We start from the raw sequence: 15,509 nt of genomic DNA on the forward strand, positions 1-15,509 counted from the left end.
AAGAAAGCAAAAGAATGATCATCTCAGTCCCCAAAGAAGTCAAGAATAACGAGTTCCGTGTAGCTGTTACGGCAGCTGGAGTGCATGAGCTCACGGCAAACGGTCACGAAGTCCTCGTTCAGGCAGGTGCCGGTGAAGGATCCGGAATCACCGACCAGGAGTACCTCCTCGCCGGCGCTGAGATCGTCACTGACGTCGACGCCCTTTGGCTTCGAGCCAGCATGGTGCTGAAAGTCAAGGAGCCCGTTGCTTCCGAATACCGTCATTTCCGGCGGGGGCTAACGCTTTTCACCTACTTGCATCTTGCTGCTGAGCCGGCCCTCACCGAAGCCCTGCTATCTTCGGGTGTCACCGCTATTGCATATGAAACGGTCCAGGAAGGACGCTTCCTGCCGCTCTTGGCCCCTATGAGTGAAGTCGCTGGAAGGCTTGCCGTTCAGGTGGGCGCCAACTCCCTCATGGCACCGGCCGGCGGCAAAGGGTCCTTGCTCGGTGGTGTGCCAGGAGTTCGTCCGGCCAAAGTGACTGTCCTCGGAGCCGGGGTCGCCGGTACAAACGCCGCCGCCATGGCCATTGGGTTGGGAGCCCAGGTAACCATCCTCGACATCAACGTCACCCGTCTGCGTGAATTGGACGCTCTATACGGCGGCCGTCTTCAGACTGTGGCTTCCAATAGCTACGAAATAGAACGCTCCGTCGTTGAATCCGACTTGGTCATCGGATCCGTCCTCGTTCCAGGGGCCAAGGCCCCCAAACTGGTCAGCAACGACCTGGTCTCCCGAATGAAGCCAGGCAGCGTCCTCGTCGACATCGCAGTTGATCAAGGTGGCTGCTTCGAAGACAGCCGACCCACAACGCACGAATCACCGACGTTCCCCGTGCATAACTGCGTTTTCTACTGCGTGGCCAACATGCCCGGGGCCGTCCCGAACACATCGACCTACGCTCTGACCAACGTCACCCTTCCTTACGCTCTCGCGTTGGCGAACCACGGCGTCAGAGCGGCACTGCAGAAGAACCCATCCCTCGCCGCGGGTCTCAATATTGCGGCGGGGAAGGTATGCAACAAGTCGGTGAGCGACGCCCACGGATTCGAACTCGCATCATGGCAGGACCTAGTTACCGCGTAACAGTCCTCGGGGTTCCTTGCTTTGGCAGCCAAGGCAAGGAACCCGGGCTACGAGTTAGGAGCATCAGAATGGCATTCCATCTGCAGACCGAGTGGTTCCCCCTCGTTGGTCAACGGGTAGTGATTCGGCGCCACGGCCAGATAGTGCGTCACGGTACGGTAGATGCCGTAACACTGGACGATGCGGTGCTGTGGCTGAACTCGGATGGAACAGCACACCGGCAGCTGTACGAGAGGTCCGCTGGCTTCGAGGTATGGATCGCCTATCGGTGGGAACACGGGAGCCCGAAGGACATCGACTGGATCGAGAGCTCTTGGCATGGCGCTACTGAGTAGCCAAGCCGTGCCTCATGGGAATCTTCAGTATCTGGCGTGTTTGGTTCCACAGGAGTAGCGTCCGTTCGTAGAAGCAAAGCGACAGGAGCTTTACGAACCATCGTTGATGATGGATCAGCGCGTTGCCTTGGAGGAGCCGACGATGGCTGGCTGGAATTCCGATACTGGGGCTGGTCCCTTGGGTCCTGGGACGGTGACTCTCGTGGAAGGATCCTCCTTCTGCATTTCGCTGCGCAACGGGGATTTCCGAAGCGGCGATCCACACGGACTTTTCGTCCAGGACACGCGGATTCTGTCCGGCTGGCAGCTCATGGTGAACGACCAGCAGCTTGAACCCCTGGCTGCAGAAACGCAGGAGCCGTATCGTGCCCTGTTCGTAGGCCGTATAACGCGATCCGACAACTACGCGGATAGCCCACTTGTTGTGGAGCGACTGCGTGATATCGGCGCCGGTCTTCGAGAACAGATCACCATTTACAACCACTCGACAGCAGTAGCTGCATGCACTATTGCCCTTGGAGTTCAGGCGGACTTCGCAGACCTATTTGAAGTAAAAGAAGCGCGGATACAACGTCGGTGGCAGGAAACGCGCCGGGTCGGCGGTCAAACGCTAACCATCGCCGCGGCCTGGCGAGACGCACGAAAGAGTATCGTTGTGCGGGCTCCTGGAGCTGAGATCTCGCCCGACGCTATTGCGTACTCGGTAACTGTGCCGGCGCACGGTAGTTGGAGTACGACGTTGACGGTAGTGCAGACCACTGAGAACTCCGGCCGGGAGCCGCCCTTCCTCCATCCCGATCAGAATGGGTTGTCGCCGCGGGACCAGCGGCGGCGGGAATGGGTTGCAAAGATTCCGGTGCTCCATATGGGAAACGGGTCCATCGAACGCACGTTGCGTCGCAGCTACGATGACCTGGGTGCTCTTCGAATTGAGGACCCCAACCACCCGGATCGAGTTGTAGTCGCCGCCGGGGCGCCATGGTTCATGACCCTGTTCGGACGCGACTCTCTTTGGGCATCGGAGATGGCGCTGCCCGTGGACCCGTCCTTGGCACTGGGGACCCTGCAAACGCTTGCGGAGCGTCAAGGGGCTGTCGTAGATCCGGTGTCCGAGGAGGAACCGGGAAAAATTCTCCATGAAGTCAGGCTCGACATCTCCAGCCAGCTCTCCCTTCACGGAAAACCGGCGTACTTCGGCAGCGTCGATGCGACGCCTCTATTCGTGATGCTTCTCGGAGCAGTCTGCCGGTGGGGCTTTGCCAAGGACACCATTGCCGCGCTGATTCCGCACGCGGACCGAGCGCTCGGCTGGATCCGCGATTACGGGGACAAGGACGGTGATGGGTTTGTCGAGTACGAGCGGCTCAATCCCCGGGGACTGATCAATCAAGGCTGGAAAGACTCCTGGGATGGCATAAATTTCGCTGATGGCACCCTGCCAGAACCTCCGATAGCGTTGTGTGAGGTTCAAGGCTATGTCTACACCGCGTTGATGGCTCGAGCGTGGATGGCCTACGACGTCGGCGAAGTGCCTTTGGGCGATGAGCTGACGGATGAGGCCTCGAGACTCAAGAAGCAGTTCAATGAGCAATTTTGGATGCCGGAGCGAGGCTACTACGCGGTGGCTCTGGATGGGAAGAAGCGCCAGGTGGACTCATGCGCGTCCAACATGGGTCATTGTTTATGGCTCGGCATCGTTGATGATGACAAAGCACCGCTGGTGGTCGAACATTTGATGTCGCCTCAGATGTTCAGTGGTTGGGGAGTGCGAACGCTTGGCAGTGATATGGGCGCCTTCAATCCGGTCAGCTATCACAACGGATCAGTTTGGCCGCATGACAATGCGATTATTGCCGCGGGCCTTTTGCGCTATGGATTTGTAGAGGAGGCTCAGCGGATCTCAACAGCGCTCTTGGAGGCCGCTGAATTCTCTGAAGGACGGCTGCCCGAGCTTTTCTGTGGCTTTAGTCGCGACCGCCTGATTGCACCGGTGCCGTATCCCACGGCCTGTTCACCTCAAGCGTGGGCTGCGACCACTCCGATTCTTCTCATCACCAGCCTGATGCGATACGACACACATGTCTCTCGCGGCGGGCTGTGGATGGACCCCGTTCTTCCTGCCTCATACGGCGACCTGCACATAACGAATGCCCCGTTGGCCGGTGGTCGCATCACGATAGATGTCGTCGATTCCATCCCAACTGTGCTTGGTCTCCCGGAAGGGATGTCGCTGAACCGTGGCCACAGACCGTGGATGACTGAACTGGTTGAAGAGGCAAGACTGCGCCGGGAGTTCTAGTCACTGCCCTGCTCCGGGCGTCCAAGAGTGACGACCAGGCTCTGGTACGAGCAGCCCTCCACCTCCGGGTGAACCGAAGGCACGGCTTGCCAAGGGCCTGCGTAAACGGGGTGCGGCTAGACGGCGCGCCATGAATAAGCTCAGCAAGAGGGCCGCGTCAGGAGTAGCTACTCCTGACGCGGCCCTCTTGCTGAGCATGTGTTCGCTACGTGGTGGCTGGTGTTGTCACCGAATAGCCACTACTGTTCAAGGCCGCAATGGCCTTGTCCAGGCTCTCCCCTCTGAGGAGCAGCAGGTCGCTGTCGAACGTTGAAAGGACAAAGACGGGAAGGCCTGCGGCTGCGACGGCCGAGGTGATCCCCGCTACAACCCCGGTTAGGTCAAAGGAAATAGGCCCTTCAACGTAAAGGACTCGCCAGCCGGACTCAGTTCGGCCTCCCGCGGGTACTGCGGCAGTGCTGCATACAAGCGATGTTTCCAGATGCGTGGTAGTTAGGGAGTAAATCTCGGAGGGACCGCTAAGCGGAGGAATTTGGGTCTTCGGCTCGAACCGGCAAACCGAGTAGTCACCGTCAAGCAATACAAGGCTAACGGAATGAGCCGTATCGGTTGATGGGCGAAGGGGCTTTGAGTTCATGGACATATGTCCTCACTGCAGCGGAAGGCGTCTGGGAAAGGGCGCGCCACGTTAATCGCAGAGCCTATTCTCGCATACGGCAGCAGCTGCTGGCGCTGAGGATTTCCGCCGCTGCTTTATTTCTTCCCACTCGCGGTTTCGTCCCTGCTGAGCTGCGCTCTTTGACTTTCTGTGGATTTCCGAGGGAGTGCCAATGCACAGCGCGTGCGTCCGTTGGGTTTCTCGGACGCACGCGGCGGCTGCTGATCCATTCATCGATAGTTTCGGATTTTAGGGGATTATTTGCCTTGGGAGGTGCTTCCGCTTCGGTACCGCCAAGTTCGTGAGATTCGCATCGCGAGTCGCACAAGCAACACTAAGACGCCTAATCCTGTAAGACCTGCTACGAATAGGAGAGCTGCCGCCAAAATAATGCTCATGCCATCCGTATTCTTCCCTTTTCGACGTGTGAGTTCCTGAGTTTGATGGTCAGCTCAGGCTGATGGCATCATGCCAGTCCATCTTGGTAGCTACGTGTCCTCGCCATTGACGCAACGCTTTGGCTGCGCCCACGGCGACGACCCCGGTCAGCGTCCCGCCTGTTCGGTAGATCGCGATCATGCGTCCATCATCCAGACTTCCCTCAATGACTTTGACTTCATCATGACCGCGAAGATAGCCGTGGGCTTGAATTTTCACGTCGAACTGGTCTGACCAGAAATAAGGTACGGGTGCATAAGCGGTGGTGTCACCGTTTAGAATGCGCTCCGCCACATGGATGGCCTGGTCAGTGGCATTCGTTCTATGCTCAATCCGCATAGAGACATTAAAGAGCGGATTATGCCATCGCGCGACGTCTCCTACGGCGTAGATTCCTTCCCCGGCAGAGCAATCGGAGCTGCAGTCCACGCCGTCAGTCAGGGACAGAGAACTTGAGCGTAACCAGTCCACGGCAGGTTCAGAACCAACCGCAAGGATCACGAGGTCAGCCTGCACGAATTCACCTGAACGGAATTCGACACCAGTGACCTGGCCGTCCTTGACCCGCAGTTGGTGAACTGTTGCGGCGGGGCCGGTCATCAACTCTACACCCCTGGATGTGTGCAACCCGGCTACCTGTTCTCCGACAGTGGCGCCCAAGGCACCCTCCAGCAAAGTTGACGCTTTGCCTGCCAATACGACATCTACTCCTAGAGCTACTGCCGCGGCGGCGATCTCCGTGCCTAGAAAACCACCTCCGACGACCACGACCCTTTTGGCGTCCGCAATCGCCGATTGCAGAGCGACGGCCTCGTCGAGTGTCCGAAGCGTATGCACGCCGCCAACTGAGTTCCGGATGGGCAGTTGTCGGGCTGATACCCCGGTAGCTATAATGACCCGGTCGTAGTCCGTGTTCGTCCCATCTGCCAACGTCACGGTCCGGGCTTTGGTGTTCAGGGCGGTAGCGGCGACGCCAAATCGTTCCGCCACGTTCAGATCCCGAAGGTGGGTACTGGCCCTGAGAGCAACGTCAGAGGCCAGCAATTCGCCTTTGAGGAGCTGCTTGGATAGAGGCGGACGATCGTAGGGTGCATGTTTCTCGGCACCAATCAACTCGATCGGCCCCGTATGGCCGCGTGCTCTGAGCGCTTCAGCGGCGCTGACGCCGCCGGCGGACGCACCCACTATGACGACTTTGGCGTCCATGCCGCCGGAGCGGCTCATAGCTGAACGTTGGTGATGACAGCTGCCGGACAGCGCGTCGCAGCATCGTGGACTAGCTGCGCCTGCTCCAGAGGCGGGTTCGGGTCCAAGACAACGATGATGCCGTCGTCGTCATTTTGGTCAAACACCTCAGGAGCGGCGATGGCGCAAACTCCGGCGCCCACACATTTGTCCACGTTGATGTCGAATTTCACGCGATAACCTCATCCCAATCGATCATTAGTTTCTTGATTCCATAAACAAGCATGTCGTTCTTGAAGGGGATCTCCTCGTCCGGAGTCACGACCCTGAGACCTTGCAGACGGCGGAAGAGTTCCGGGAGTGCGATGCGCAGCTCCAGTCTCGCGAGGTGTTGCCCCAGGCACTGATGGGGGCCGTATCCAAATCCGACGTGCGCCGAATGGCGGTCAAGATCCAGTCGGTCGGCGCCGTCGAGGAATCGGGGATCCCGGTTGGCTGATTCAAGCACGACGGCGACATGGTCACCGGCACCGATTTTCTGACCCGCGATGGTCACGTCCTTGACGGCTTTGCGTAGGACTCCATTGTGGATGATGCTCAGGTAACGGATGAGTTCGTCAATGCCGGTATCAAGAACAGCGGGTGATTGCAGTTTGGCAGCCTGTTCGGGATTTTTCAGCAACGTGTAAGTGCTGAGGGTAATCATGTTCGCCGTCGTGTCATGCCCGGCAGCCAGCAACAAAAGGGCGAGTCCTTGCAGTTCCTGGGCGTCCATCGGGCGCTCGGTCGGTTGGCTGATGAGTCTGCTTAGCAGATCGTCGCCTGGTTCTTCCATCTTGGCCTGAACCAAGCGGACGAAGAACCCTGCACTCTCCATCGCCGCTGCTTGACGTTCTTCCAAACTCAAGGTCAGGTCAACCTGGGAGGCCGTCGCGCGTTCAAATTCATCCCGCTGTTCTTCCGGGACCCCCAGAATTTCACTGATAACCAAGGCCGGCACCGGTAACCCAAATTCCCGGTAGAGGTCTACCGGGCCTTTGCGTTCGGCCAGGCCGTCAATATGTTCCTTCACCAGACGGCGAATGTAGGGCTCAAGCTTGGCGACACGTTTGACCATGAATTCGCGGGCAAGACGAAGACGAAGTCGCGAATGTGAGTCGCCGTCGTGCCTGATCATTACACCAGGAGGTGGGGGAGCGCCCAAGTTGTCTTTGTCTCCCATCAGATGCGACGAACTGGCGTCGACGCTACTGAATGTCTCAGCGTCAGCCAGAACAGTCCTTGCGTCCTCGTAGCCGCTAACCATCCACACGTCGAAGCCCGCAGGTGTGCTGACCTTGAGGACAGGGGCCTCCGTCCGGATGGTCTCGTAGCGTGGGTCCGGATCGAACGGGCATCGGTTCGTTGGTAGCGCCCGGATCGACTCAAGTGGTGATTTGGTGTCTCTAGTCATAGTCCCTGCTTTTGCTTAACGCCGGTTGGCTACGGCACTGGAGAGTTCTGAACTCGTTGTATCAATCCTTTGCCGAAGGAGGTCATGGCACATCCGGCGGTGGCAGTACATCGTGTACTGCAGGCGCGGTACCTCCGTCCTCACCACCGGTGCCGCCTGATTCGGGGCCGATTAATCTTCCGCCGCCGAGCTGGAGTTCGGTCCGGTACGGTCCGGATGTCCAGACGAATGTATAGGCCAAGGCATTTTGTCCAGTATCTCCGCTATTCGCCGCACGGCGACCTACAACCTTGGTCTTGGGGGGTCCTGAGCCCATCTCCTGCGGTTGCGGCTGAAAGAAGTCCGGCGAGGTTGGTCGCTGCTGTGGCATGAGTTCCTTCGTGGCGCGGGAGGTCCTTATAGGGAGGATCCACTCTTGTTCGTGGACCCATCGGAAGCCCTGCGTGCGACGCTGCCCAACAGAGTCGACAGTGCGGGGGCCCACGCGGGGTTGACGCTTCGTAAGCGCACCAGACGACGTCAGAGCGTCATATGCACCGAATCATGGGTCGTGAGCCCGGGTACGGCCTTTCGCAGGATTCACGGCGTCGGGTGCCTGCCACCGTTGGTCGGAAATGGTGTTCGTCAGGACCTGAACGGTCCGCTTGCCGTGTAGTGGTTGGGTGGGGAGGGCTTATGAAAGCTCTGCCAGATTCGGGACATGGCTGTGGCGTTCATGGATCTGGCCGCAGGGGACTGTCATATCCACTGCCACGTTGTACTCCGTCCCGCTATGTCGGGTTACCGAGATGCCTGTCCGCTGTCTCAGGGCTTCTGGAATGAGTTCCTGCACGGCCTCACTAAGGGCCGTGTCGCGACCCCGCGCGTCTTTGATTATCACTGCTCGGTGCAATGGGTAGAAGCGAGTCATTTGCCCTCCGGCTATAGAGATAGTGCGGACGGTCGGTCCAGGTATTTGGAGTCGGCAAATCGGCACCTTAACGCCTTCCAGTGAAACACGCTCATTGTCACGCGTCAACGCCCGACCACTAGGCATTTTTTGCAATCTCAAATAGGCTGTTGTTGCGCGTCAATGGGAAACCTCTATTGTGGCGGAACGACGGATGGGGAATGGATGACCAGCAGTGCTGATGTGGCGACACGCGCTGGCGTTTCGCGATCGACGGTGAGTCAGATTCTAAATGGCCGCGGCCACCTGTTCACAGAGGAGACTGTAGCGCTCGTCCGGCACACCGCCGAGGCTATGGAGTACAGGCCATCGTTGGCCGGACGAACTCTTGCGCGAGGGAAAAGTGACATCGTGATCACTTTGATCCCTGACATCACCTTCGGTCCTCCGGTCCGGGAATTTGTGGACCTCCTAACGGACGGTTTGGCGAAGGCGGGGCTGACCAACCTTCTCCGCCTGGCCTCGTCGGGGAGCTCCCTTCAGGACGCGATCCTTGGATTGCGTCCCCATGCAGTCGTCGCCATGGCCCAGCTCAGCGATGAGGAGACATTGCGATTGAAGCGCCAGGGAGTGCATGTTCTGGGTTTCATTCCATCTGCGCAAGCAGCTGTGGATCTCGAGATAGGCCGCTTGCAGGCCGCGCACCTGAAGTCGCAGGGTTATGACCAGATCGTTGCTGTCCGCCCGATGGATAAGCGAGAGAAGTACAGTGCGCCACATCGGGTAGATGGGGTGATCCAGTTCGGCGGCCGGAATGACATGGTTGTTCTTCCAACTCTGGAAATAGGCTTGACCAGCCATGAAGCGCTGGCAGCATTGGATTCCTTACCCGTCGGGAGGGTGGGGATGGCGTGCTACAACGACGACGTTGCACTGGCGATCGTGGGGGCGGCCCAGCGGCGTGGCCTCGGGATTCCAGGCGATGTCGGTGTCATCGGCGTCGACAATTCTGTCGTGGCCCGGGCCTCCACTCCGACCATTTCGACGATTGACATTAGCAATGAGGTGAATGCCCGCGAACTGATAGGGCATATCCTCTCGGGTGACCAACTGGAAGTGGAGCCGGAGTCGATGAGTGAGCACATCAGTGGCCTGAAGGTGATTGCCCGCGAGAGCACCGGAGCGTGAAAGACGCGGGCTACTGCGAACACGGTAGATCGCTACCCGCAACCGGAGGATGTCCAGACCTGAGCGAATGGTGAGTATTGGAAGCAGCGGTTCTGTTCGAACCATTTCATTTCCCATAGTTAGGACACCATGGCTTTGTTTCTCGCCCGCATAGGAAGACTGGCGGGCCGCCACCGGATCGCGACGATCGCTGCCTGGTTGGCGGTGCTGGTCAGCTTAGTGGCGGTGGCCCTAGGCGGTATGAAGTTCAGCGAAGACACGTTCGATGTCCCTGGTACCGAGTCCAGTAAGGCCATGAGCCTTCTGGAGCGGCATTTTCCTTCCGGCTCGGAAGAGGGCTCCGGAAGCCTTCAGTTGGTTGTACAGACGCCGTCAGGTGACTTGATCACAGCCCCGGGACCGAGTTCCGAGATGGCGAAGGCCATCCAATACCTTCGGGTCCTTCCCAACATCGAGAAGGTTCTGGATCCACTGGACCCGCAGCACCCGTATATCTCCGCTGACAGAAGCACGGCGGTCGTCCAGCTCACCATCTCGGGCATGTCCGAAGCCGATCGCGAAACGATCCAGGAACGCGTCGAGGACGTCGCCGTTTCACTCCGTGAAGAAGGATTGACCGCCGAAGTGGGCGGTTCCCTCGCTCCGGCAGTGCCCGATATCCTAGGCCCGTCTGAAATTGTGGGTGCAGGGCTGGCGTTTGTGGTGCTGGTCCTTACCTTCGGTTCTCTCGTGGCGGCCGGAGCCAACATGCTCAGCGCCTTGGTTGGCGTAGCCACCGGTATTGTTGGGATTCTCGCGTTCTCGGCTGTTAGCCCCATCGGGAGCGTCACGCCCATCCTGGCGGTCATGCTGGGGCTGGCCGTCGGCATTGACTACTGCTTGTTCATTCTTGCCCGCTTTCGTTCCGAACTACGTGACGGACACGAAGTTGAAGCTGCCATAGGAAGGGCCACCGGAGCCGCAGGGTCATCGGTGGTGTTTGCCGGGGCGACGGTGATAATCGCGTTGGCCGGCTTGTCTGTCGTCGGAATACCATTCATTGCCGAGATGGGCGTCGCTGCAGCCTTCGCTGTCGGAGTAGCCGTCCTGATGTCCTTGACGCTATTGCCCGCTCTGATGGCATTCATGGGACGTCGAGCTCTGTCCAGGCGCGAACGGCAGCGCGGTGGTTCCGGTGCCCACGAAACACCCCGGATTGGCAGAGGATTTCTCGCAGGCTGGGCAAAGTTTGTCGTTCGTCGGCGCGTACTTTCCCTGTGCGGTGGTGCCCTTGTACTGGCAGTCGTCGCCATACCGCTCCTATCCATGAAGACAACTTTGGCGGTCCCCGGAGGAGAGGACCCGAAGTCGAGCCAACGGGCGGCCTACCAGATTGTCAGCGACAAATTCGGTGCCGGCGCCCAGGATCCTCTAGTCGTTCTGGTGGAGTCGACAACCGGCAGCGTGGCAAAGAGGTTACCCGAAGTGCAGGAGCTCCTTGCCCGTCTCGACAACGTTGCGGCCGCCATGCCCGTAGGGAGTTCGTCCGGCGGAGACGCCGCAATCATTTCTGTGATCGCGAAGAGTGGTGCCCTTGACGACCGGACGACAGACCTGGTTAAAGACATCCGGTCCAAAGGCCAGAGCCTTACAGGCATAACATTGTCGGTGACCGGAGCTACTGCAATCGGTCTGGACGCGGACGCCCAACTCCGGCAGGCGTTGGGGCTGTACGTAGCCCTGATTGTCGGACTTTCGCTGATCCTGATGATTATTCTGTTCCGTTCATTACTCGTTCCCGTCATCGCCACCGCAGGATTCCTGCTTTCCCTTGGTGCTGGGCTGGGCGCTACGACAGCCGTTTTCCAATGGGGCTGGCTGGACGCAGTAGTGAATGCGCCTCAGGGGAACCCACTCTTGAGCTTGTTGCCGATCATTGTCACCGGAATCTTGTTCGGCCTGGCCATGGACTACCAAGTGTTCCTCGTGTCGCGAATCCACGAGGCTTACAACAAGGGTCTTAGTCCGCGGGAGGCCATCGTCAGCGGCTTTTCGAAGTCAGCGATAATCGTGGTCGCAGCGGCCGCTATCATGGCTGCAGTTTTCGGCGGCTTCGCACTCAGCAATTCATCGCTGGTCGGCTCTATCGCCTTGGGACTTGCCGTCGGCGTCCTAGCCGATGCGTTCATCGTACGAATGATCATTGTCCCCGCTGCGCTGGCCCTGTTGGGTGACGCTGCGTGGTGGCTGCCTGAAAGCCTCAAGCGCCGCTTGCCTGCGCTCGACGTCGAGGGCCACGCTCTGGACGAAACCGACCGGCGAACGGACCCCCTGAAGCCATCGGCGGCCAGAGACGACGTGCTGTCGGGAAGCCGGGGCTAGATGAGCCACGCCCTTCAGCCCGGTTCCCGGTGGGAGATAGCCCTGGACGCTGCGGTCGTCGCCGCCTTTGCGTCGGAGCTGTCCACCACGCTGTCCACCGGCAGGGTTGAAGGGCTTGCGGTGATGGCCGTCATGGTCATTGCCGCCCTTGCCCGGCGCAGAATGCCTGCTATCGCCGCCGTGACAGCAATCGGGGCAAGCGGCCTTGTCGCGGTTCTCCCTGAGTCTGCAATTCCCGTCTGGGTAGCTTCGCAGGTGTGTATCTTCTCCCTAACGCTGCGCCGGCAAGGTCCACTTTCGGTGGCTCTGCCGATAGTCCACGCGTCCACCCTCTACGCAGCAGGGCTTGTCGCTCTGCATCTGCTGGCGTTCGAGCCGCTGTCCTTTGGACTTCCGCTTTGGACAGCGGCAGCAGCTTCTGCCGGTTATGCCCTTCGCTCTCAGAAGGCAACCATTGCTGCACTTCACGAAATGGTCCGCGCCACGGCGGAGGCGAAAGATAGCGAGATTCAAAGAACTCTCGGCGAGGAACGAATCCGCATCGCCAGGGACTTGCACGATGCCGTGGCACATAATATAGCGGTAATCAATGTCCACGCCGGAGCCGCTGAGAAGGCGGTAAGAGTTGACAGCCGTCGGGCCAGTGAGTCCCTGCAACAGGTGAGAATGGCGAGCAGGGCGGTGCTTCAGGAGTTGCAGGACATTCTCCTGATACTCCGCTCTCCGGGCCAACTCGACGACCTTGGTCCAATGCCCACGGTTGAGGGTATTCCAGCGCTGCTCGAATCCGGCAAGGATCTAGGCCTGGAGATCGATAGCCACCTGGACGAGCTTCCTGGCTTGGACGCTGCGACTGAAGCAGCGTTGTACCGCGTGGTGCAGGAAGCTCTCACCAACGCCCACCGCTACGGCGACGGTCATGCCCGACTCGCGCTTGAAGCGCATGACCGTTCCGTGTCTTTGATCATCACCAACGGGTACACCCGAACACAGGAGTCCTCGGGCAGCGGCCACGGGCTCATCGGAATGCGGGAAAGAGTGGAGTCGGCCGGCGGCGAACTCCGACTGGATGACCGCGACGGCAGGTTCGACGTCCACGTCACGCTGCCGATCAAATCAGGTAGGGAGAAGCAATGACCACAGCAATTATCGTCGATGACCAGTCCATGATCAGGGCCGGGCTGAGGGGTATTCTCGAGCATTCCGGTATCCAGATCCTAGGAGAGGCAGCTAACGGCCGGGACGGAGTGCGCATGGCGAGGGCACTCCGGCCTGACGTGGTCTTAATGGATCTTCGCATGCCCGTCCTGGATGGAATCGCAGCGATCAGGGACATCCGCGCAGATGCCGAGCTGGAGGGTATCAGCATTCTCGTATTGACCACCTTCGATGGCGACAGGGATGTCATAGTTGCCCTCGAGGCTGGCGCGTCCGGCTTCCTGGGGAAAGCAGCGAGCCCTGATGAACTGGTTGCAGCGGTCGAACGGGCGGCTTCCGGGATCACCACATTGTCGGCAACAGCAGCCAGCGCCGCTGTTCGCCACATTTCAGCTTCTGCCAGTGCACCAACGCGGACTCCCGACCCTCACCTGGTCGCCTTGACGAAGGAACTGACACCCAGGGAACTGGACATGGTTGCGGCCGCCGCAACCGGAATGGACAACCTCACCATTGCACGAGCCCTTCATATCTCCCCCCTGACAGTGAAGACCCACCTCAACAGGGCGATGGCCAAACTTGGCGCAAGGGACCGAGGCCAACTGGTGGCAATAGCCTATAAAACAGGTATAGCCAGAGGGGCATAAGGCGCGATCGCAGGGAACTGGGCGGTTACCCAAAACACGTCGGCTTTCGCGGAAGTGGCCGCTACCGGGTTAGGACCCGCGTCGATGAGAGCCGTGATAGGAGGCGCCACACAGGGCTTGCGGCCTGCCATATGTTCTTGGACCGTACTTAGAGTGCCGGCTTCCCCCATACAACCCTTTGCGAACTCCACTTAAGGCTTCGACAAAACGCCAGCACCCGCTCATAACCTGCGACTACTGGCGTTCTGTCGCTGGCCGCGGCCTAGACCTGGCCGGATGGCAGGGTGCTACCGCGCTGGGGACGTATGCGCTTAGTGGGTAAAACCAGCGGAAGGTTGATTCGACGGCTCAAGGACAAGTGGGCGGATGAGGTCGACCCATGCTCGATAGCCGTCTCCGTTGAGGTGGAGGTTGTCCTCCGAGAAGTGCGGATTGAGCGTTCCCTCACTGGTTGCCAATACCGGCCAGAGATCAATGAAACGGGTGCTTGGCGTGGCCGCCCTGCACAGCTCCAGGAGCCTTTGATTGAGTTCCTGAAGCTCCTCTTTCCGGGCTGCTGTTCGTGGCATGACGCTTTGCACGAAGACGGTGCATTCCGGGGAACGCTGGCGGATGCATTGAAGGATGCTTCGAACGTTCCTCTCGATCACATCGATCGTCAAACCCCGTGTGAGGTCATTAGTCCCGATGAGGAGAAAGACGGCACGTGGTTCGTTAATCGCCGTGTCCAGCCGATCCAGGACCTGAGCGGAAGTTTCTCCACCAATTCCTCTATTCAGAACCTCTACGGTCGGAAACCACTCCTCCCACAGTCCGCCCTCACTGATGCTGTCTCCCAAAAAGACAATACGGCCTGGCTCAGCTCCGAGTGCAGCAAATTGCGAGCGGCGATGCTCCTGCTGGGGACGCATCATAGGGTCGAAGATTGAACTTACCCGGCCGGCCACGGCTCGTTTCGTACCGGCCATCCAGCCGCTCATGACGCTGCTTCCTGGATCGGAGCCGTGCTGGGCGCGCTGGCGGTGCGCGCCTTCAGGACCTCGGTCCCGCGCGGAGCTCTTGAAGAGAAAGGCAATAGGCCTCCTAAGTAGATTCGACAGGAGCTGCAGTTACGAATCCTCAGCGCAAACCCCCGCACGTAGGACTTGCCCATACCCAGTACGGGTCCGAAGGTCGTCCACAGCGAGAAACCGTTGGCCTCGTAGAACTTTGTTCTACTCCTAGTCCGATAGCTTCTCGCGATCATTGACGCGTGTCAATACCTTGGGGACAATTGATTACGCAGCAGCGACTCTGCGCGCATAATGCTGTGAGCGCTGCGTGCAGAACCTGCCGCTGGGAGTTCCCGCTCGCTGCCGCCCTTGGCGTCCCGGTGTGTGGCTGTTGCCTAAAGAACAATGTGTCCCTCAGGGTTGATAGCAAGGCTCTTCCTGTACTCTGGTGCTGGCGATTGTTACGCGTCAACGCTTCGGTGAGAACGCAAAGGCACAACGGGAAGGGTGGCCCTGGTGACAAGCAGCGCTGAAGTTGCATTGCGCGCGGGTGTTTCACGGTCGACGGTGAGTCAGATTCTGAATGGCCGAGGGCACCTGTTTACCGAGGAAACTGTGGCCCGGGTTAGAGAGACCGCGCAGAGCATGGGCTATCGGCCATCACTGGCTGGGCGGACGCTAGCCCGCGGGCGAAGCGACATCGTCATTACGCTAATCCCTGACATAACGTTTGGACCGCCGGTTCGGGAGTTCGTCGATTTACTGACCGAAGGACT

General features: G+C 59.3%; 12 protein-coding genes and 1 pseudogene. 8 read left to right on the top strand and 5 right to left on the bottom strand.

The window, feature by feature from the left end; all coding sequences use genetic code 11:
- Window positions 1-14 precede the first annotated feature (14 nt).
- The 3 genes from ald to IEY62_RS09440 all read left to right on the top strand — a co-directional run bounded on the left by ald (window position 15) and on the right by IEY62_RS09440 (window position 3,764).
- Window positions 15-1,130, top strand: a complete 1,116-nt coding sequence (gene ald, locus IEY62_RS09430; protein WP_189016545.1) for an alanine dehydrogenase — start codon at window positions 15-17, stop codon at window positions 1,128-1,130.
- Window positions 1,131-1,198: 68 nt separating this feature from the next.
- A complete protein-coding gene (locus tag IEY62_RS09435) occupies window positions 1,199-1,465 on the top strand; it encodes a hypothetical protein (protein ID WP_189016548.1) in 267 nt (88 codons plus the stop codon).
- Between the two features lie 142 nt (window positions 1,466-1,607).
- Complete coding sequence (locus IEY62_RS09440) at window positions 1,608-3,764, top strand: amylo-alpha-1,6-glucosidase (RefSeq protein ID WP_189016551.1); 2,157 nt, start codon at window positions 1,608-1,610, stop codon at window positions 3,762-3,764.
- A 205-nt stretch (window positions 3,765-3,969) separates the two neighbouring features.
- On the opposite strand, the gene IEY62_RS21915 is transcribed toward IEY62_RS09440, so the two are convergent.
- The 4 genes from IEY62_RS21915 to IEY62_RS09460 form a co-directional block, all read right to left on the bottom strand.
- Window positions 3,970-4,407, bottom strand: a complete 438-nt coding sequence (locus IEY62_RS21915) for an ACT domain-containing protein (RefSeq protein ID WP_407671491.1) — start codon at window positions 4,405-4,407, stop codon at window positions 3,970-3,972.
- 462 nt (window positions 4,408-4,869) lie between these two features.
- Window positions 4,870-6,084 (bottom strand): NAD(P)/FAD-dependent oxidoreductase, encoded by a 1,215-nt coding sequence (locus IEY62_RS09450; RefSeq protein WP_229785162.1) that lies wholly within the window; start codon window positions 6,082-6,084, stop codon window positions 4,870-4,872.
- Entirely contained in the window at window positions 6,081-6,278 is a 198-nt protein-coding gene (locus tag IEY62_RS09455; protein ID WP_189016557.1) for a ferredoxin, read from the bottom strand. Before IEY62_RS09455 ends, IEY62_RS09450 begins: the two co-directional genes overlap by 4 nt.
- A complete protein-coding gene (locus tag IEY62_RS09460) occupies window positions 6,275-7,222 on the bottom strand; it encodes a cytochrome P450 (RefSeq protein ID WP_229785163.1) in 948 nt (315 codons plus the stop codon). Before IEY62_RS09460 ends, IEY62_RS09455 begins: the two co-directional genes overlap by 4 nt.
- 1,390 nt (window positions 7,223-8,612) lie before the next feature.
- Here IEY62_RS09460 and IEY62_RS09465 point away from each other — a divergent pair.
- From IEY62_RS09465 to IEY62_RS09480, 4 genes are all read left to right on the top strand, one after another.
- Window positions 8,613-9,575, top strand: coding sequence for a LacI family DNA-binding transcriptional regulator (locus IEY62_RS09465; RefSeq protein ID WP_189016563.1), 963 nt, complete (start codon window positions 8,613-8,615; stop codon window positions 9,573-9,575).
- A gap of 129 nt (window positions 9,576-9,704) precedes the next feature.
- The gene (locus IEY62_RS09470; RefSeq protein WP_189016566.1) at window positions 9,705-11,936 is read left to right on the top strand and encodes an MMPL family transporter; all 2,232 of its coding nucleotides are present in this window, start codon (window positions 9,705-9,707) and stop codon (window positions 11,934-11,936) included.
- The gene (locus IEY62_RS09475; protein ID WP_189016569.1) at window positions 11,937-13,073 is read left to right on the top strand and encodes a sensor histidine kinase; all 1,137 of its coding nucleotides are present in this window, start codon (window positions 11,937-11,939) and stop codon (window positions 13,071-13,073) included. It begins immediately after the preceding gene.
- Window positions 13,070-13,741: a response regulator transcription factor gene (locus tag IEY62_RS09480; protein WP_189016572.1), complete on the top strand. Its 672-nt coding sequence runs from the start codon at window positions 13,070-13,072 to the stop codon at window positions 13,739-13,741. The genes IEY62_RS09475 and IEY62_RS09480 overlap by 4 nt, the downstream gene beginning before the upstream one ends.
- A gap of 311 nt (window positions 13,742-14,052) precedes the next feature.
- On the opposite strand, the gene IEY62_RS09485 is transcribed toward IEY62_RS09480, so the two are convergent.
- The gene (locus IEY62_RS09485; protein ID WP_189016576.1) at window positions 14,053-14,721 is read right to left on the bottom strand and encodes a GDSL-type esterase/lipase family protein; all 669 of its coding nucleotides are present in this window, start codon (window positions 14,719-14,721) and stop codon (window positions 14,053-14,055) included.
- Window positions 14,722-15,249: 528 nt separating this feature from the next.
- On the opposite strand from IEY62_RS09485, the pseudogene IEY62_RS21795 reads away from it, so the two are divergent.
- A pseudogene (locus IEY62_RS21795) lies at window positions 15,250-15,384 on the top strand (LacI family DNA-binding transcriptional regulator); the annotation flags it as partial.
- Window positions 15,385-15,509 lie beyond the last annotated feature (125 nt).

It is taken from the genome of Paenarthrobacter histidinolovorans, assembly GCF_014647595.1.
Lineage (GTDB): Bacteria > Actinomycetota > Actinomycetes > Actinomycetales > Micrococcaceae > Arthrobacter > Arthrobacter histidinolovorans.